This is a genomic window from Mesorhizobium sp. B2-5-11, assembly GCF_006440835.1.
In the GTDB taxonomy this organism is placed as follows: Bacteria; Pseudomonadota; Alphaproteobacteria; order Rhizobiales; family Rhizobiaceae; genus Mesorhizobium.
In genome coordinates, this window is record NZ_VFUK01000001.1 from 196658 (window position 1) to 213614 (window position 16957).

The window sequence follows — 16957 nt, forward strand, 5'->3', positions numbered from 1 at the left end:
ATGCAGCCCCATGCACTGGCGTCGCGCTGCCCCTCATCGCCCTGCCGCTTCTTACCCTCCCCCTGGTGGGGAGGGTCGCTGCGAAGCAGCGGGGTGGGGGGGCGGCGCCGACCCCCACCCGGACTTGCGGTCCGACCTCCCCACAAGGGGGAGGTAAAGACGTACCGGCCTTCACCGCGGCGCTGAGCTGGACAGAAAAATTCATTTCGCAACCTGCCTCGCCCCGGCGCCCGCCGCCGGCTCCACGGCCGAAATTTCGTGCGTCAGCGTGTTGCGGGTGACCTTCAGCCACGCTCGGCAGCCGCCGCCGTGGTACCAATTCTCGTCCATCACGCCGGCGACATTGTCGCGCAGGTAAACGTAGTCGAAGACGTCGTCCTCCGAAGCGCCAGCCTCCGGACGCATCGGCTTGGCGTCGCCGAGATAGGTGAACTCGCCGAGGTCGCGTTCGCCGCAGAAGGGACAGGTGATGCGCATGGCAGGGCCTTCAGTGCAGGTTCGGTTGGGCGCCCTGGCCCTTTTCGTCTATCATCGCACCAGACCGGAACCGGTCGAGGCGAAAGCGGGCGGCCTCCTTGTGGGATTGGTCGCGGGCCAGCAGGTGGGCAAAGACGAGGCCTGAGCCCGGCGTCGCCTTGAAGCCGCCATAGCACCAGCCGGCATTGAGGTAGAGCCCGTCGACCGGCGTCTTGTCGATGATCGGCGAGCCGTCCATCGACATGTCCATGATGCCGCCCCACTGGCGCAGCAGGCGCACGCGGCCGATCATCGGCATCAGCGCCATGCCGCCTTCGCAGACGTCTTCCATCACAGGCAAATTGCCGCGCTGGGCGTAGGAATTGTAGCCGTCTATGTCGCCGCCGAAGACCAGGCCGCCCTTGTCCGACTGGCTGACGTAGAAATGGCCGGCGCCGAACGTCATCACATTGGGGATGAGCGGCTTGATCGCCTCGGAGACGAAGGCCTGCAGCACATGGCTTTCGATCGGCAGGCGCAGGCCCGCCATCGCGGCGACACGCGAGGAGGAGCCCGCGACGGCCATGCCGACTTTCCCGGCGCCGATCTTGCCGCGCGAGGTCTCGACGCCGGTCACCTTGCCGTTGGCGTCGCGCACGAAGCCCGTCACTTCGCAATTCTGGATGATGTCGACGCCGAGCGCGCTCGCCGCATGGGCGTAGCCCCAGACCACCGCGTCGTGCCGCGCCGTGCCGCCGCGCCGCTGCAAGAGCCCACCTTGCACGGGAAAGCGCGCATTGTCGAAATTCAGGAACGGCATCATCTTCTTGACCGCGGCAAGGTCGAGCAATTCGGCATCGATGCCGTTGATGCGCATCGTGTTGCCGCGCCGCGCATAGGCGTCGCGCTGCGCGTCGGAGTGATAGAGGTTTATGACGCCGCGCTGGCTGACCATCGTGTTGTAGTTGAGGTCCTGCTCCATCCGCTCCCACAGCTTCATCGATAATTCGTAGAAGCCGGTGTTGCCGGGCAGGCCGTAATTGGAACGGATGATGGTGGTGTTACGGCCGGCATTGCCGGAGCCGATCCAGCCCTTTTCCAGCACGGCCACATTCCTGATGCCGTACTCGCTGGCGAGGAACCAGGCGGTGGCCAGACCATGCCCGCCGCCGCCGATGATCACCACGTCGTAGCGGTCCTTCGGGCTGGCGTCGCGCCAGGTGCGCTGCCAGTTCTTGTGGCCGGAGAAGGCGGCGCGGGCGAGCGAGAAGATCGAATATTTCATACGTTCATTCCGAGGTCGCTCGCACGCTGCGCCGGTCAGATATCCAGCGTGTGGTCGCGCTCCCATTGCGTGAAGTGCGAAGCATAGGAATTCCATTCCTGGTGCTTCAGCTTTAGATAAGCCGACGAGAATTCCTCACCCAGCGCCGTCTTGAGCGATTTGTCATTGTCGAATTCGCGCAACGCGTCGAGCAGGTTGAGCGGCAATTTCGGCGCGCCCTCCACCGTGTGACCGTGCTGGTACATGTCGATGTCGTAGCGCCTGCCGGGATCGGCCTTGGAGCGGATGCCGTCGAGGCCGGCGGCGATGATGACGGCTTGCAGCAGATAAGGGTTGGCCGCGCCATCAGGCAGCCGCAGCTCGAAGCGGCCGGGGCCGGGCACGCGCACCATGTGGGTGCGGTTGTTGCCGGTCCAGGTCACCGTGTTCGGCGCCCAGGTGGCGCCCGAAATGGTGCGAGGCGCGTTGATGCGCTTGTAGGAATTGACGGTCGGGTTGGTGATGGCGGCGAGAGCCGAGGCATGTTTCATGATACCGCCGAGGAAGTGCTTACCCTTGGCCGACAGGCCGAGCTCCATCGAATTGTCGGCAAAGACATTGGTCTTGCCTGATTTGTCCCACACCGAGATGTGCGCATGGCAGCCATTGCCGGTCAGTCCCTGGAAGGGCTTGGGCATGAAGGTGGCGCGCAGGCCGTGCTTTTCCGCGATCGACTTGACCATGAACTTGAAGAAAGAGTGCTTGTCGGCGGTCGCCAGCGCATCGTCGAAGGCCCAGTTCATCTCGAACTGGCCGTTGGCATCCTCGTGGTCGTTCTGGTAGGCGCCCCAGCCGAGCGCCAGCATGTGGTCGCAGATCTCGGCGATGACGTCGTAGCGGCGCATCAACGCTTGCTGGTCGTAGCATGGTTTCGCCGCTGTATCATATTCGTCGGAGATCGTTTTGCCGTCAGGCGAGATCAGGAAGAATTCCGCCTCGACGCCGGTCTTGACATGCATGCCGTCGTTAGCGGCTTCCGCGATCAGTCGCTTAAGCGTGTTGCGCGGTGCCTGGTCGACCTCCTTGTCGTCCATGATGCAGTTGGCGGCGACCCAGGCGACGTCAGGCTTCCAGGGCAGCTGGATAACCGAATTCGGATCCGGCACCGCCAGCATGTCGGGATGTGCCGGCGTGAGGTCGAGCGAGGTAGCGAAACCGGCGAAGCCGGCGCCATCCTTCTGCATATCTGATATCGCCTGCGCCGGCACCAGCTTGGCGCGTTGCCCGCTGAACAGGTCGGTGTAGGAGATCATGAAATATTTGACGTTTTTCGCCCTTGCGAACTCTGCAAGATCAACTGTCACGGAAGTTCCCCATTTTTTGTCGATTGTTGGCCCTAGAGCATATGGCCTTCGGCCCTTTGTTGATCAGAAGCCGTTCTTCCCCGGTATCCAGTTGGTGCCGGCCAGCGGCACGCCGGCCATCGCGGCGGCCTCGATCGTGAGCGCGACGAGATCCTCGGGTTCGAGATTGTGCAGGCTGTTCTTGCCGCAAGCGCGGGCGATGGTCTGCGCCTCCAGCGTCATCACCTTGAGATAGTTCGCCAGCCGGCGGCCGGCGGCCACCGGATCGACCCGCTTCATCAGTTCGGGATCCTGCGTGGTGATGCCGGCCGGGTCGCGGCCCTCGTGCCAATCGTCATAGGCGCCTGATGTGGTGCCGAGCTCGTTGTACTCCGCCTCCCAGCGGGGATCGTTGTCGCCGAGCGCGACAAGGGCAGCCGTGCCGATGGAGACCGCGTCGACGCCGAGCGCCAGCGCCTTGGCGACATCGGCGCCGTTGCGGATGCCGCCCGAGACGATCAGCTGCACCTTGCGATGCATGCCGAGATCCTGCAGCGCCTGCACCGCCGGCCTGATGCAAGCGAGCGTCGGCTGGCCGACATTCTCGATGAACACTTCCTGCGTCGCCGCCGTGCCGCCCTGCATGCCGTCGACGACGACGACGTCGGCGCCGGCCTTCACCGCAAGCGCTGTGTCGTAATAGGGGCGGGCGCCGCCGACCTTGACGTAAATCGGCTTTTCCCAGTCGGTGATTTCGCGCAGTTCGAGAATCTTGATCTCGAGATCGTCCGGCCCGGTCCAGTCGGGATGGCGCGAGGCCGAGCGCTGGTCGATGCCCTTGGGCAGCGTGCGCATCTCGGCGACGCGATCGGAGATCTTCTGGCCGAGCAGCATGCCGCCGCCGCCGGGCTTGGCGCCCTGGCCGACGACGACCTCGATGGCATCGGCGCGGCGCAGATCGCGCAAATTCATGCCGTAGCGCGACGGCAGGTATTGGTAGACGAGCTGCTTGGAATGGCCGCGCTCTTCCTCGGTCATGCCGCCGTCGCCGGTCGTGGTCGAGGTGCCCGACAGCGTCGCGCCGCGCCCGAGCGCTTCCTTGGCCGGGCCCGACAGCGAGCCGAAGCTCATGCCGGCGATGGTGATCGGGATTTTCAGCTCGATCGGCTTCTTGGCATGGCGTGAGCCCAACACGACTGATGTGTCGCAGCGCTCGCGATAGCCTTCGAGCGGATAGCGCGAGATCGATGCGCCCAGGAACAGAAGGTCGTCGAAATGCGGCAGCTTGCGCTTGGCGCCGGCGCCCCGGATGTCATAGATGCCGGTGGCCGCGGCGCGGCGGATCTCGGAAAGCGTGTAGTCGTCGAAAGTCGCGGATTTGCGCGGCGTCGTCGGCGGGTTGCGATAGGTCATGCTGCCTCAATACGCGTCGGCGTTGTCGATATTGAAATTGTAGAGCGTGCGCGCCGAGCCGTAGCGCTTGAATTCAGACGGCTTGACACCGGTGACGCCGGCGCGGTCGAGCAGGCCCTGCAGCAATTCCAGGTGTTCGGGCCGCATTTCCTTGGCGATGCAGTCGGCACCCAGGCTGCCGACCTTGCCGCGCACGAACAGCCGTGCCTCGTAGATGGAATCGCCGAGCGCGTCGCCGGCATCGCCCAGCACCACCAGATTGCCGGACTGCGCCATGAAGGCCGACATATGGCCGATATTGCCGTGCACGACGATGTCGATGCCTTTCATCGAAATGCCGCACCGCGAGGACGCATTGCCCTCGATGACGAGCAGCCCGCCCTTGCCGGTGGCGCCGGCATATTGGCTGGCGTCGCCTTTGACTGTTATCGACCCCGACATCATGTTTTCGCCAACGCCGGGTCCCGCCGAACCATGCACGGTGATGGCACTGCCGGAATTCATGCCGCCACAGTAATAGCCGACGCTGCCGCGCACATCGATGCTGACCGGCTGGTCGACGCCAACGGCGACCGAATGGCTGCCCTTCGGGTTCAACACTTCCCAGGCGGTCTCGTTCGAGCCTGGCGTCAGATTGTGCAGTGCCTGGTTGAGCTCGCGCAGCGACATCTGGTCCAGGTCGAACACCCGGGAGGCATGGTCGCTCGCCGCCGCGGTTGAAAGTTTTGTTGCCGGCATGAACTCAATGCTCCCAGAAATAGACGGTTGCGGGTTCCGGTTCCCAGACTCTCGCATTGTCTATGCCGGGCAGTTTGGTCAGCGCGCGATATTCCGAGCCGAAGGCGACATACTGGTCCGTCTCGGCCATCACGGCGGGCTTGCAGGCGATCGGGTCGCGCACCACGCCGAAGCCGTTCTTGGTGCCGACGACGAAGGTGAAGAAACCGTCGAGATCTGAGAGGGTGCCCTCCAGCGCCTCGCCGAGGTTCTTGCCATGCGCCATCTGCGAGGAGAGATAGGCGGCCGCCACTTCGGTGTCGTTCTCGGTCTCGAATTTCATGCCTTCGCGGACCAGTTCGCGGCGAACGTTGTTGTGGTTGGACAGCGAGCCATTGTGCACCAGGCACTGGTCGGCGCCGGTCGAGAACGGATGCGCGCCCATCGTCGTCACCGCCGATTCCGTCGCCATGCGGGTGTGCCCGATGCCATGCGTTCCGGTCATCCCACGGATGTCGAAGCGGTCGACCACAGCCTCGGGCAAGCCGACTTCCTTGTATATTTCCACGGCTTCGCCGGCACCCATGATGCGGATGTCGGGCCTGAGCGACTGGATGGTCTCACGCGCGGCATCGACCTTTTCGGGCGTGGTCCTGATGACGGCATGCGTCGATTTTACCATGACGCTCACCGGCACGCCGAGCGCCTTGGTGAGTTCGGCGTCCAGTCCACGGAAATCACGCTCCGGCCTCGGCGACTGGATGGTGATCTTGGCCTCGTTGCGGGACGGCGCGCCATAGATCGCGATGCCGGCGCTGTCGGGTCCGCGATCGCTGAGCGATACCAGCATCTGCGACAACATCGCACCGAGCTGCGGCTCCAGCGCCTTGTCCTTGAGGAAAAGTCCAACGATTCCGCACATGCCAGCCTCCAGACCCTTTGTAGCTAAAAATGATGTATCGAATGAGTTCGGGGAATTCAATTGGTATGAAAAAAATATTCCTCTCGTTACGCGTTGTGTTTTGTCCCATCCGGCGGCCCATCGCCTTGTCGGCGCATGGAATGGGCCCATTTGGCGGTCCGGATACGAGCCATCTTGTAGGCGTCGAGGATCGACAGCGCATAGATCAGGAAGCCGCCGGCGTGGCGGCCGACAAAGCTGGCGTCGGGCGGGGCGATCTTCGCCGTCACCCAGGCCAGGATGACCATGAAGAAAAGAAACTGCAGGCCGCGCGTCGGAACGCCCAGCATGACGTGGCCGCTGCCCGGTAGCAGGGTTGCCGCGCCCAGGACGATATATGGGCTGGTAGGTCCGGGCGAGGGGGTTGCGCCGGTCATGCCGCTTTCCGTTCGTTCCTGTTGATCGCGTCGCGCAGTCCCGAAAGGGATACGAGCAGCCGCGAGATCAGCGCCGGGTCGATTTGCGCGTCACCGAAAGCGGCTTGCCGGAAGACACCGTAGCGGGCCCGCTCGGCTTCGGCCAGCAGCCAGACGATACGCACACCCTTTGGCGTGATCAGTAGCTCCTTGGCGCGTCCTTCTGAAAAGGGCTCCAGATGGTCGGCGATGATGTTTTGCGGGAAGCGCACGCCTCTGCGGTCCGTTCGAAGCACCGCCTCGGCGGGAAAGCCGGGCGCCTTCGGCAGCGTGTGGTCGAGATGGTCGAAATTGGAGAATGTCGTCGGCGAGCCCGGCCGCATCATCATGTCGAAGGTGCCGGGCACGGCTGTTTTCTCCGTTATCGATACGCTGAGCCAGCGCGCCGGCAGCTTTCTCGTCGCCAGCGTGTCGACGATGGTGCGCAACTGCACGCGCTGGCCGTTCCACGAGCCTTCCCACGTAACGACGCCGGCAGTACCGTCCGAGACATCTTCGGCGTCGGCAATGACGGCGCGGATGCTGGCCTGGTCGGCGGCGCGCGCCACGGCAGCCCTGTCGCGGCTGCGGCGTGCCAGCCAGGCAAAGTGCAGGACGAGAGCCAGGACAGCCGCCCCGGCAAGCAGTGCTGACGTCACCTCGGACATTTCGTCATGCCAGGCCCGCCCAATTCGGACGGGCCTACTCCCATCAATAGCCCTGCGGTTTCGGCCACGGCATGGTGAACTGGTCGCCGCGCCGTACGAATTTGTAGCGGTAGAAATGGAACCACAGCGAGATCAGGAAATAGAACGCGACCATGGCGATGAGCTGCGAGCCGAAGCCGAGGAAGATGGCGAAGAAGGTCACCACGCACAGGCAGAACAAGACGATCGCCGGCAGCGGGTGAAAGGGATGCGTGTAGCCGCGGCGGATCGAACCCAGAGGCCACTTCTTCCGGAACATCATGATGTTGATGCTCATGAACGTATATTGCAGCACGCCGGACAGGATCGAGAAGGTGATCGCCTGGTTGAGGTCGGCGATAAAGGCGAAGGCGAGCGCGATCGGCAGCAGGAACAGGATCGAGCGGTAGGGTGTGCGGTATCTCGGGTGCACCGCCGAGAACCAGCTCGGCAGGTAGCGATCGCGGCCGAGCGAGAACCAGGCGCGCGCCGCGTCGTTGATGCAGCCATTGGCGGACGCCAGTGCGGCAAGCAGCGTGGCGATGAACAGCAGGTTTTCCAGCAGCGGGTTGCCGGTCAGCTTGCCGGCGTCCCACAGCGGATAATAAGTGATGCCGAGATATTCCCAGGGCATCAGCGAGGCGCAGACATACCAGGTCATGGCGGCGGCGATCAGAAGCGTGATCATGCCGGCCATCGTGCCATAAGGCAGCGAGCGCGCGGGCGAGCGCACTTCCTCGGCCGCCTGCGTGGTGCCCTCGATGCCGAGATAGTACCAGATGCCGAACTGGAAAGCGGCGATGACGCCGATCCAGCCATAGGGCAGCGCGTTCTCTGGGGTGACCAACTCGTTGAGCTTGAGCACCGCGCCTTGCGTCCACGGGCTGACCGAGAAGAACAGGATGACGATAGAGATGTAGGCAATCGCGGTGATGACGAAGTTGACGTTGAGCGTCATCAGCACGCCGCGATAGTTGAGCCATGCCAGGACGACGATGGTGGCGGCGATGAAGGAGTTGTGGGTGAGGCCCTCGACGCCCGCCTTGGCGACGATCGTGTCGCCGAGCAGGATGGCGTCCGACACTTCGAGCATGGTGTAGGCAAAGACCAGGAACAGCGCGACGTTGAAGGCCATCAGCGGCCCGACGATGTGCTTGGCCTGCGCATATTGGCCGCCCGCGGCGGCGACCGTCGACGTCACTTCGGAATCGATCATGGCGACCGAGGTATAGAGCAGCCCGACGACCCAGCAGACAATCAGCGCGGCAAGCGCGCCGCCCTTGTCGGCGGAGAAATTCCAGCCGGTGAACTCGCCGACCAGGACGATGCCCACACCCAACGCCCAGACATGGGCCGGGCCAAGCACCCGAAGCAGCGAGACCCTGTCGCCATTTGTTGCCGAACCCGCAGTTTCAACCACGACCGTCATCGATCAATCCCCACTCAGATCCGGTGTTTTTCGGAAGCGGCTTCAAGTTCGCCTTCGCGCGAGGACGTCAGCACATCCTCGGAGTAGGTCGTATCGACCTTGAACCAATCGTAGAGCATCCACAGCGCAAGCACGATCGAGATGCCCCAGCATGCGTAAGAGAGTACTATCCACATGGTCTGTCCCCGGATTATTTCTCGTCGAACTTCTCGTTGATGACGTCGCGATATTCACGGTCCGATGCCCGGAACAGGAACACGAAATAACCGATCAACACGGCTGCCATGACAACCAGCGTCGGCCAGTCGATGATGTAGTGGAAACGGTTCTGGATGATGTCGTGCGCGGTCTCGGGCGTATAGCCGAGCCTTTCCCAGATCGACGCCATGGTCGGGTTCTGGCCGAGCGCCTCCCAGGTCTTGGCGTCGAGCGCATCGATGGACTTGGCTGCTCCCGCCAATCCCAGTTTCAGCGGCAGCCACAGCGCCACGAAGATGGCGACCACGACGACGGCGATATCGAAGACCTGCCCGGCCTTGCTCTGTTGCGGCGGCGTGTAGCGGGACATGCTTCTCTCCCCCCCTCAGGATTTGCGGTTGCGGTCGTAATTCTTGATGTCGAGCCCGTAGATGAACTCCTTGTCTTCCTTGTAGTGGTTGACCATGGCCAGGATCGCCGCCGTGTTGAAGATCAGCACCGCGGCGGCGGCAATCGCGACGACGGCCTTGATGCCGTCATGCGGGATATGCGGCCATGTCATGAAGAGGACGAAGAGGATCGTCGCCCACAGGCAGATGATCAGGAGCGCGGATCCGCGCAAGTCGGAACGGTACAGCGCCTCGATGCGCTGCTGCAGGTCTGACATCGGTTTTCCCCTTTTTCGACGTCCGGTTCCGAATCCACCGCCCGCCGTTCTCTTTCAAGAGAGTGAAATTTTTTTCATAAATTCAGACCGAATTCGGAAATTGTCAAGACGAATTTACGCAGAGTTAACCGCCTTGTTCGGATGACGAATTTGCCTGACAATGAAATTATTTGCTTTCAGGGGATTGCAGGCCTCCCGCGTTTGCGATCAATATTCGCTCAAAGCTCCAGCCCACGCGCACAGGAGCAGGGAACATAATCAAAATATCAAACGGAGGATCGGATGACGGCATCCTGGAGATTTTCAACCCTGGCGGATCGCCATCGCGCGCTGGGTTCGAAACTCGAAGACTGGAGCGGCATGGGCACCGCCTGGACCTACGACAAGGATGCCGACGAGGAATACATCGCTATCCGCACCAAGGCCGGGCTGATGGATGTCTCGGGCCTGAAGAAGGTCCACATCACAGGCCCGCACGCCTCGCACCTCATCGATCTCGCCACCACGCGCGACGTCGAAAAAATCTATCCCGGCAAATCGGCCTATGCCTGCATGCTCAACGAGGCGGGAAAATTCACCGACGACTGCATCCTCTACCGCACCGGGCCGAATAGCTGGATGGTGGTGCATGGCTCGGGAACCGGACATGAGGAGTTGCAGCGGGCGGCGATGGGCAGGGACGTGTCGCTGCGCTTCGACGACAATCTGCACGACCTCTCGCTGCAGGGGCCGGCGGCGGTCGACTATCTTGCCAGGCACGTGCCGGGCATTCGCGACCTCAACTATTTCCATCACATGCAGACGCAGCTCTTCGGTTTTCCGGTGATGATCTCGCGCACCGGCTATACCGGCGAGCGCGGCTATGAAATCTTCTGCCGCGGCCAGGATGCCGGCACGATCTGGGACAGGATCCTCGACGAGGGCAAGAGCGCCGGCATCATCCCGTGCCGCTTCACTACGCTCGACATGCTGCGCGTCGAGAGCTATCTCCTGTTCTATCCCTACGACAATTCGCAGAAATATCCGTTCGAGAATGAAGGCCCCGGCGACACGCTGTGGGAACTCGGCCTCGACTTCACCGTCAGCCCGGGAAAGACCGGCTTTCGCGGCGCCGAGGAGCACTACCGTCTCAAGGGCAAGGAGCGCTTCAAGATCTATGGCGTGTTGCTCGACGGCAAGGAGCCGGCCGACGAGGGCGCCCCGGTCTATCGCGATGGGAAGAAAGTCGGCGTCGTCACCTGCGCCATGTATTCGCCGCTGGTCGAGAAATCGATGGGCATCGCCCGCCTCGACGTCGACTGCGCCGTCAAGGACACAAGGCTCGAGATCCGCAACAGGAGCGGATCGATCAAGGCGACGGCGCAGCCATTGCCGTTCGACGACCCAAAGAAGACCAAGCGCACGGCGAAAGGCTGAGGCATAGTCGAAGGCGAGGGTTCGAGGCACGAAGCAGAGAATGGCAGCCAAGTCGATCATCAGCCGGCCCGTCTACGGAACCTTGTCTCCGCAGCCCGGCAAGCACCATCTTTTCATCGCCGATGCCGAGGGTGCGCTCGCGATAGCGGACATGGCCAAAACGGCTCCGGACGGGTTCTTCGACGGTGCCGAGATCGTCTTCATTCCCGGGCCGGACGACAGGCAAGTCGCCGCTCTCGAAGCGCTGAAACCGGCGCGCTTCCACCAGGCGCCGTCCTTCGCCAGTCTGCTGCCGCGGCTGAAACAGACGCTTGATAACGCGCATATGGGCCTGCGCCTCTATCTCGCCGGTACCGAAGGGCTGATCGGCCAGGCCATGCAGGTGGCGCTCGATGCCGGCATCGACCACACCGCGATCCAGACCGAACATCGCGGCTCGCTGGCGCGCCGCGTGCAGTGCGTGCATTGCAAGGGCATCACCGAGAATGTAACGACGCAACCCGCCACCTGCTCGCATTGCGGCCTGCTACTTCTGGTACGCGACCACTATTCGCGGCGGCTGGCGGCGTTCCAGGGCGTCTGCATCAATGCCGAGGATCGCAGCGAAATTCCTCCGTTCGAGGAGGTCTTCCGATGAGCACCGGCACCACCAAGCTCGACGTCGTCGTCAGCGATGTTGTGCCCGTCAACGAGCTGGTCACCCGCTTTCATTTCCGCCGCCGCGACGGCGAGCTGTTGCCGACCTTTTCAGGCGGCGCCCATGTCGTGGTCGAGATGCGCGACGGCGACCGCACAAGGCTCAATCCCTATTCGCTGATGGGCTCGCCGCTCGACACGCGCGAATACACGATCTCGATACGTCGCGACGATGTCGGCCGGGGCGGCTCGCTGTTTATGCACCGGAGCGTCAAGCCCGGCCTGGAGATGGTGATCTCCTATCCAGTCAATCTGTTCTCACTCGATCTCCGGGCGAAGAAACATTTGATGCTGGCGGGCGGCATCGGCATCACGCCCTTCATGGCCCAGACCGCGCAGTTGGCAGGCGAGGGCGGCAATTTCGAACTGCACTACACCTGCCGCACGGCTTCGCTCGGCACCTATGCCGATGTGCTGCAACAGCGCTACGGCCGCCGGGTCCGGCTCTATCACGACGACCGCGGGGAACGCATAGACCTCGACCGGCTGCTGTCGTCGCAGCCGCTCGGCACGCATCTCTATGTCTGCGGTCCGGCAGGCATGATCGGCTGGGTGCGCGAGCGCGCCGCCGCGCTTGGCTGGCCACCGGAGACCGTGCATTTCGAGCATTTCGCGGCGCCGCAACCGGGATTGCCCTTCGATGTGACGCTGGCCGTCAGCGGCAAGACCATCCGGGTCGGCGAGCAGCAGAGCCTGCTCGAGGCGATCGAGGCGGCCGGCGTCGATCCGCCCTATCTCTGCCGCGGCGGCGTTTGCGGCCAATGCGAAACCAACGTCATCGCGTCCGACGGCAAGTTCATCCACAACGACCATTGGCTGAGCGAGGAAGATCATCGCTCCGGCTGCAAGATCATGCCGTGCGTGTCGCGCTTCGAAGGCAAATCGCTGGTCTTGGAAAGATAGGAGGCGAGCTTGGGCATCACCTTTCGCAAGGAAACGTTTCGCGACGACTTCACCTTCAGGAACAGCCCTGAGCACATCAGGCGGTTCCCGTTTCCGTTCCATGAAGACAGCTACATGTATGCGGTCAACATCGAGCCGCATGTCGTCGGTCCGAAGGGCAGCGTGCTGGAAAACCTGATAGATGTCGATGAGCACTATGTCGCCGAGATGCAGGACCGCGCTCTGGTCCTGGCCGAGGATCCGTTGCGCTGCCAGTCGCTGCCGCACATGACGCTCGCCGGCTGGGATCTGCTCGAACTTCTGATGGAGCAGCAGGCGCTGGGCTATCCCGAGCATTTCACGCTGACCCGAGACGGCGATCGCTGGCGCTGGATCAACCGGCCGCTCGGCATCGACGACACCTTCACCTTCGGCGACACAACGACGCTGCCTTACGGGCCGATGGAGTACATCACCCGCCAGAGCCAGGGCGATTTCTGCATCCTCGATCAGCGCGACGGCAATCTTTGGATGGATGCCGGAATGGTCACCACCCAGGCCGACTGGTCGCTCGATTTTGACATCGGCATGAACTTCTTCGAGTGGCACGCGCCGGTACCGCTGGCACATGAAAAGGGGATTTTCGTCAGGGCGCTGAAGTTCCTCATCAACATCCAGCAGGGCAAGCCGGCGCGTCGCCTGAACTGGACCATGACCGTCAATCCGCGCCTCGACACCAGCCCCGAGAATTATCACAAATGGGGCCCGGACCGGGCGACGGTGACGCCCGACAATGTCGGCGACAAGGTGCATCTGCGCGTCGAGTTGCAGAGCTTCTGGCGCCTGCCGCGCTCCAACGCCATCGTCTTCCCGATCCGCTGCTACCTGATCAAGATGGACGAGCTGGTGACGCAACCGAAATGGGCGCGCCGCCTGCACCGCGTCGTCCGCGACCTGCCCGAGGAGCTTGCCACCTACAAGGGGCTGACGCGCTACCGCCCGACACTGGTCGAGTGGCTGTCGAAATTGGATGATGGCAGTGCGACGAGCCCGGGATTCGGGCCGGATTGATTGCTGTATTGACGCTGCCCTCCAAGCAGCCAATCTCCCCCCAAGAGGGGGAGATGCCCGGCAGGGCAGAAGGGGCGCCGTGGAGCGCAGGCCTTGCCCAATGTCCAACCTCTAACGCTCCGCGAAACTCACCCGCCGCCCAGCCCGGCCACAATCACGACATGCTGGCAGACACTGTCGATGTCGCGGATAACATCGTCGTTCCAGAAGCGCAGGACGGTCCAGCCCAGGGCTTCGAACTTGGCGGTTCTTGCAGCGTCCAATTCCAACGCTTCGGCTTGGCCATGCTGGGAACCATCAAGCTCGACGATCAGCTTTTTGTCCGGGCATGCAAAATCGACGATATGGCCGGCGATAGGCATCTGGCGCCGAAAACCCCAGTCCCATCAACCTACGTGCCCTGATCTCATTCCAGAGCTTGAGTTCGGCGTCGGTCATCACCTTGCGCATCCTGCGCGCATTGCGGCGGTTGTTGGAGGATACGAGATTATGCGTCATCGCGGTTCGCCCCCCTCTGTCCTGCCGGACATCTCCCCCTCAAGGGGGGAGATCGGATGTCACTTCGGCTTTCGCCAATCGCCAATGCTGTAAAAAAGGAATCGAGCCCCGTTAACCCGCGCTCTGCGGATAGCAAATAATCGACAGATAGCGCATGGGCAGTTTCGTCAGCTGCTCCGGTCCGTGCGGGGCGTCGGCGTCGAAGAACAGGCTGTCGCCGGGCTTCATCGGATAGAGATTGCTGCCGTGCCGGTAAATGACCTCGCCCTCGAGCATATAAAGGAATTCCATGCCCTCGTGCTGGAAGGTCGGGAACACGTCCGAATCCTCGGTCAGCGTGATCAGATAGGGCTCGACGACGACGCCGCTGGTGTTTGAGCCGATATGGCCAAGCAGATTGTACTGGTGGCCGGCGCGCGTGCCGCGGCGCTCGACGTCCAACCCTTCGCCCGCCTTGACGAAAACGGCGCTGCGCTCCTCTTCGAAGCGGCGGAAGAAGGCGGTGACGGGAACACCCAGCGCCCGCGACAGCGCCTGCAAGGTGGTCAGCGACGGCGAGGTGATGCCGTTCTCGATCTTCGACAGCATGCCCAGCGAAATGTCGGTGGCGACCGCCAGATCGGCGACGGTGATGCCGAGCTTCTTGCGGAACGCGCGCACCTCGCGGCCGATCGCCACTTCCAGCACCTTTTCACGCGTGTCGCGGATGGCGTGCGGGTTCTGGGTAAGCGGCGCGCGGATGGTCTTCCCGTCCACCGAGACCTTTGGCAGCGGCTTTGCCTTTGCGCCGCCGGCTCCAGCACCGGCCTTTGGATTTGAAGCGTTTTTCGCCATGTCGCCCCCGGACTTCGCGGATTTATTTCACTCAAGGTGAACATATTCGGTGGCGATACATGAGCGCAGCCGCGTCGGCAAGCCGTCTTATGCCGCATGCGCCAATCCCGCGATTTCGGGCAATGCGGGTTCTTCGCCAGGAATCCGCCTTGCGCAAACGCCGTTCCCGCAGATGGCTGTTGACAGTGCCGGAGGGCCAATTACTGTCACTGCCAGTGAAATTTGTTTCGCTGGGGAAATCAAAAAAATGGAGGCCCGGACATGAACACTCGCGTTGCCGTCATCGGGGCCGGACCGTCCGGCCTAGCACAGCTCAGGGCCTTCAAGTCAGCGGCCGACAAAGGGGCAGACATTCCCGAGATCGTCTGCTTCGAAAAGCAGTCCGACTGGGGCGGCCTGTGGAATTATACATGGCGCACCGGCCTCGACGAACATGGCGATCCGGTGCACGGCTCGATGTATCGCTATCTCTGGTCGAACGGGCCGAAGGAATGCCTGGAATTCGCCGACTACACGTTCGAGGAACATTTCGGCCGACCGATCGGCTCCTATCCCCCGCGCGCCGTGCTGTGGGACTACATCAAGGGCCGCGTCGAAAAGTCAGGCGTGCGCAAATGGGTGCGCTTCAACAGTCCTGTGCGCATGGTGACCTTCTCGGACGAGACGAAGAAATTCACCGTCACCGCGCATGACCGCACCAATGACGTCACCTATTCGGAAGAGTTCGACAATGTCGTCGTCGCCTCCGGGCATTTCTCGGTGCCAAACGTTCCCTATTTCGAGGGGTTCTCGACCTTCAACGGCCGCATCCTGCACAGCCACGATTTCCGCGACGCGATGGAATTCAAGGGCAAGGACATCCTGATCATCGGACGCTCCTATTCGGCCGAGGACATCGGCTCGCAATGCTACAAATACGGCGCGAAGTCGATCACCTCGAGCTACCGCTCCAAGCCGATGGGCTTCAAATGGCCTGAGAACTGGAAAGAGGTGCCGCTGCTGCAGAAGGTCGTCGGCAAGACCGCGCATTTCAAGGATGGTTCAACCAAGGATATCGACGCAATCATCCTGTGCACCGGCTATCTCCATTCCTTCCCCTTCCTCACCGACGACCTGAAGCTCAAGACCGCCAACCGCATGTGGCCGCTGGATCTCTATGAAGGCGTCGTTTGGGAGAAGAACCCGAAGCTTTTCTACATCGGCATGCAGGACCAGTTCTACACTTTCAACATGTTCGACGCGCAGGCTTGGTACGCGCGCGACGTCATCATGGGCCGCATCAAGCTGCCGTCCGCGCAGGCAATGGCCGAGCACGGTGCCAGATGGCGGGCGCGCGAGGAGACGCTGGAAGACGCCGAGCAGATGATCTGGTTCCAGGGCGACTACACCAAGGAACTGATGGACCAGACCGACTATCCCGGCTTCGACGTCGAGGCGGTCAACCAGACCTTCATGGAATGGGAGCATCACAAGGTGGAAGACATCATGAGCTTCCGCGACCATTCCTACCGCTCGTTGATGACCGGCACCATGGCGCCGCTGCACCATACGCCCTGGCTTCAGGCGCTGGACGATTCGATGGAGAGCTATCTGGAGGTGAATGGCGTCGCGGCGGAGTAGCGGCTTTCAGGCCGGCAACACGACCCAGTCGTGGCGGCTTTCGCCATAGACGGCTTGCGTCGGCGCAGGGAATGAGGGATCGGCGAAACAGCCGACCGCGACAGCGACCGCCTCCGGTTTGCGCGACGGATACCAGAACACCGTCGAGCCACAGTTTCCGCAGAAGTGGAAAGTGACGGGAAAGCCGCTGTCGGAATTGCGCCGGAATGTCTGGGATGAGCCGTCGATGTCGATCGCGTCGGCATCGAAGAAAGCCGCTATCCCGAACGGACTGCCGGTGCGCCGCTGGCAATCCAGGCAGTGGCAAAGCGATATTTTGGCCGGCTGTTGCGGACAGCGGATCTGCAATTGGCCACAGGAGCAGCGGGCAATCCTGCTGGTCATGTCTTCCTCCCTTGATAAGTTCGCCGC

General features: G+C 62.4%; 19 protein-coding genes and 1 pseudogene. 5 read left to right on the forward strand and 15 right to left on the reverse strand.

Going from position 1 to position 16957, the window contains the following annotated elements:
• Positions 1 to 201: 201 nt before the first annotated feature.
• From FJ490_RS00905 to FJ490_RS00960, 12 genes are all read right to left on the reverse strand, one after another.
• Complete coding sequence (locus tag FJ490_RS00905; protein WP_140520863.1) at positions 202 to 477, reverse strand: sarcosine oxidase subunit delta; 276 nt, start codon at positions 475 to 477, stop codon at positions 202 to 204.
• 10 nt (positions 478 to 487) lie between these two features.
• On the reverse strand, positions 488 to 1741 hold the full coding sequence (locus FJ490_RS00910; protein WP_140497859.1) for a sarcosine oxidase subunit beta family protein: 1254 nt from the start codon (positions 1739 to 1741) through the stop codon (positions 488 to 490).
• Positions 1742 to 1776: 35 nt separating this feature from the next.
• Positions 1777 to 3084 (reverse strand): type III glutamate--ammonia ligase, encoded by a 1308-nt coding sequence (gene glnT, locus FJ490_RS00915; RefSeq protein ID WP_140514695.1) that lies wholly within the window; start codon positions 3082 to 3084, stop codon positions 1777 to 1779.
• 63 nt (positions 3085 to 3147) lie between these two features.
• The gene (locus tag FJ490_RS00920) at positions 3148 to 4476 is read right to left on the reverse strand and encodes an FMN-binding glutamate synthase family protein (protein ID WP_095771140.1); all 1329 of its coding nucleotides are present in this window, start codon (positions 4474 to 4476) and stop codon (positions 3148 to 3150) included.
• Between the two features lie 6 nt (positions 4477 to 4482).
• On the reverse strand, positions 4483 to 5214 hold the full coding sequence (locus FJ490_RS00925) for a GXGXG domain-containing protein (RefSeq protein ID WP_140497863.1): 732 nt from the start codon (positions 5212 to 5214) through the stop codon (positions 4483 to 4485).
• A gap of 4 nt (positions 5215 to 5218) precedes the next feature.
• Positions 5219 to 6115, reverse strand: a complete 897-nt coding sequence (locus FJ490_RS00930; RefSeq protein ID WP_140497865.1) for a glutamine amidotransferase family protein — start codon at positions 6113 to 6115, stop codon at positions 5219 to 5221.
• A gap of 86 nt (positions 6116 to 6201) precedes the next feature.
• Positions 6202 to 6531, reverse strand: a complete 330-nt coding sequence (locus FJ490_RS00935) for a hypothetical protein (RefSeq protein WP_140497867.1) — start codon at positions 6529 to 6531, stop codon at positions 6202 to 6204.
• Positions 6528 to 7217: a hypothetical protein gene (locus FJ490_RS00940; RefSeq protein ID WP_181165153.1), complete on the reverse strand. Its 690-nt coding sequence runs from the start codon at positions 7215 to 7217 to the stop codon at positions 6528 to 6530. The genes FJ490_RS00935 and FJ490_RS00940 overlap by 4 nt, the downstream gene beginning before the upstream one ends.
• Positions 7218 to 7260: 43 nt before the next feature.
• Positions 7261 to 8664 (reverse strand): amino acid permease, encoded by a 1404-nt coding sequence (locus tag FJ490_RS00945; RefSeq protein ID WP_140497869.1) that lies wholly within the window; start codon positions 8662 to 8664, stop codon positions 7261 to 7263.
• A gap of 14 nt (positions 8665 to 8678) precedes the next feature.
• Positions 8679 to 8840, reverse strand: coding sequence for a hypothetical protein (locus FJ490_RS00950; RefSeq protein WP_140497871.1), 162 nt, complete (start codon positions 8838 to 8840; stop codon positions 8679 to 8681).
• Between the two features lie 14 nt (positions 8841 to 8854).
• Positions 8855 to 9232, reverse strand: coding sequence for a hypothetical protein (locus tag FJ490_RS00955; protein ID WP_140497873.1), 378 nt, complete (start codon positions 9230 to 9232; stop codon positions 8855 to 8857).
• Positions 9233 to 9247: 15 nt separating this feature from the next.
• The gene (locus tag FJ490_RS00960) at positions 9248 to 9529 is read right to left on the reverse strand and encodes a hypothetical protein (protein ID WP_140497875.1); all 282 of its coding nucleotides are present in this window, start codon (positions 9527 to 9529) and stop codon (positions 9248 to 9250) included.
• Between the two features lie 282 nt (positions 9530 to 9811).
• Here FJ490_RS00960 and FJ490_RS00965 point away from each other — a divergent pair, with 282 nt between their 5' ends.
• Genes FJ490_RS00965 through FJ490_RS00980 form a run of 4 tightly spaced genes read left to right on the forward strand, consistent with a single transcriptional unit; the run spans position 9812 to position 13594 of the window.
• On the forward strand, positions 9812 to 10945 hold the full coding sequence (locus tag FJ490_RS00965) for an aminomethyltransferase family protein (protein ID WP_140497877.1): 1134 nt from the start codon (positions 9812 to 9814) through the stop codon (positions 10943 to 10945).
• A 40-nt stretch (positions 10946 to 10985) separates the two neighbouring features.
• Positions 10986 to 11582 (forward strand): dimethylamine monooxygenase subunit DmmA family protein, encoded by a 597-nt coding sequence (locus FJ490_RS00970; RefSeq protein ID WP_140497879.1) that lies wholly within the window; start codon positions 10986 to 10988, stop codon positions 11580 to 11582.
• Positions 11579 to 12544, forward strand: a complete 966-nt coding sequence (locus FJ490_RS00975) for a PDR/VanB family oxidoreductase (protein ID WP_140663114.1) — start codon at positions 11579 to 11581, stop codon at positions 12542 to 12544. Before FJ490_RS00970 ends, FJ490_RS00975 begins: the two co-directional genes overlap by 4 nt.
• Positions 12545 to 12553: 9 nt before the next feature.
• Positions 12554 to 13594: a DUF3445 domain-containing protein gene (locus FJ490_RS00980; RefSeq protein WP_140497883.1), complete on the forward strand. Its 1041-nt coding sequence runs from the start codon at positions 12554 to 12556 to the stop codon at positions 13592 to 13594.
• 128 nt (positions 13595 to 13722) lie between these two features.
• Here FJ490_RS00980 and FJ490_RS33000 read toward each other — a convergent pair.
• Both FJ490_RS33000 and FJ490_RS00990 read right to left on the reverse strand, forming a co-directional pair.
• Positions 13723 to 14092 (reverse strand): annotated as a pseudogene (locus FJ490_RS33000) (endonuclease domain-containing protein).
• Positions 14093 to 14203: 111 nt separating this feature from the next.
• The gene (locus FJ490_RS00990; RefSeq protein ID WP_140580709.1) at positions 14204 to 14926 is read right to left on the reverse strand and encodes an XRE family transcriptional regulator; all 723 of its coding nucleotides are present in this window, start codon (positions 14924 to 14926) and stop codon (positions 14204 to 14206) included.
• A gap of 261 nt (positions 14927 to 15187) precedes the next feature.
• Here FJ490_RS00990 and FJ490_RS00995 point away from each other — a divergent pair, with 261 nt between their 5' ends.
• Positions 15188 to 16546, forward strand: coding sequence for an NAD(P)/FAD-dependent oxidoreductase (locus FJ490_RS00995; protein WP_140685241.1), 1359 nt, complete (start codon positions 15188 to 15190; stop codon positions 16544 to 16546).
• A 6-nt stretch (positions 16547 to 16552) separates the two neighbouring features.
• On the opposite strand, the gene FJ490_RS01000 is transcribed toward FJ490_RS00995, so the two are convergent.
• Positions 16553 to 16930: a GFA family protein gene (locus FJ490_RS01000; protein WP_140685242.1), complete on the reverse strand. Its 378-nt coding sequence runs from the start codon at positions 16928 to 16930 to the stop codon at positions 16553 to 16555.
• Positions 16931 to 16957 lie beyond the last annotated feature (27 nt).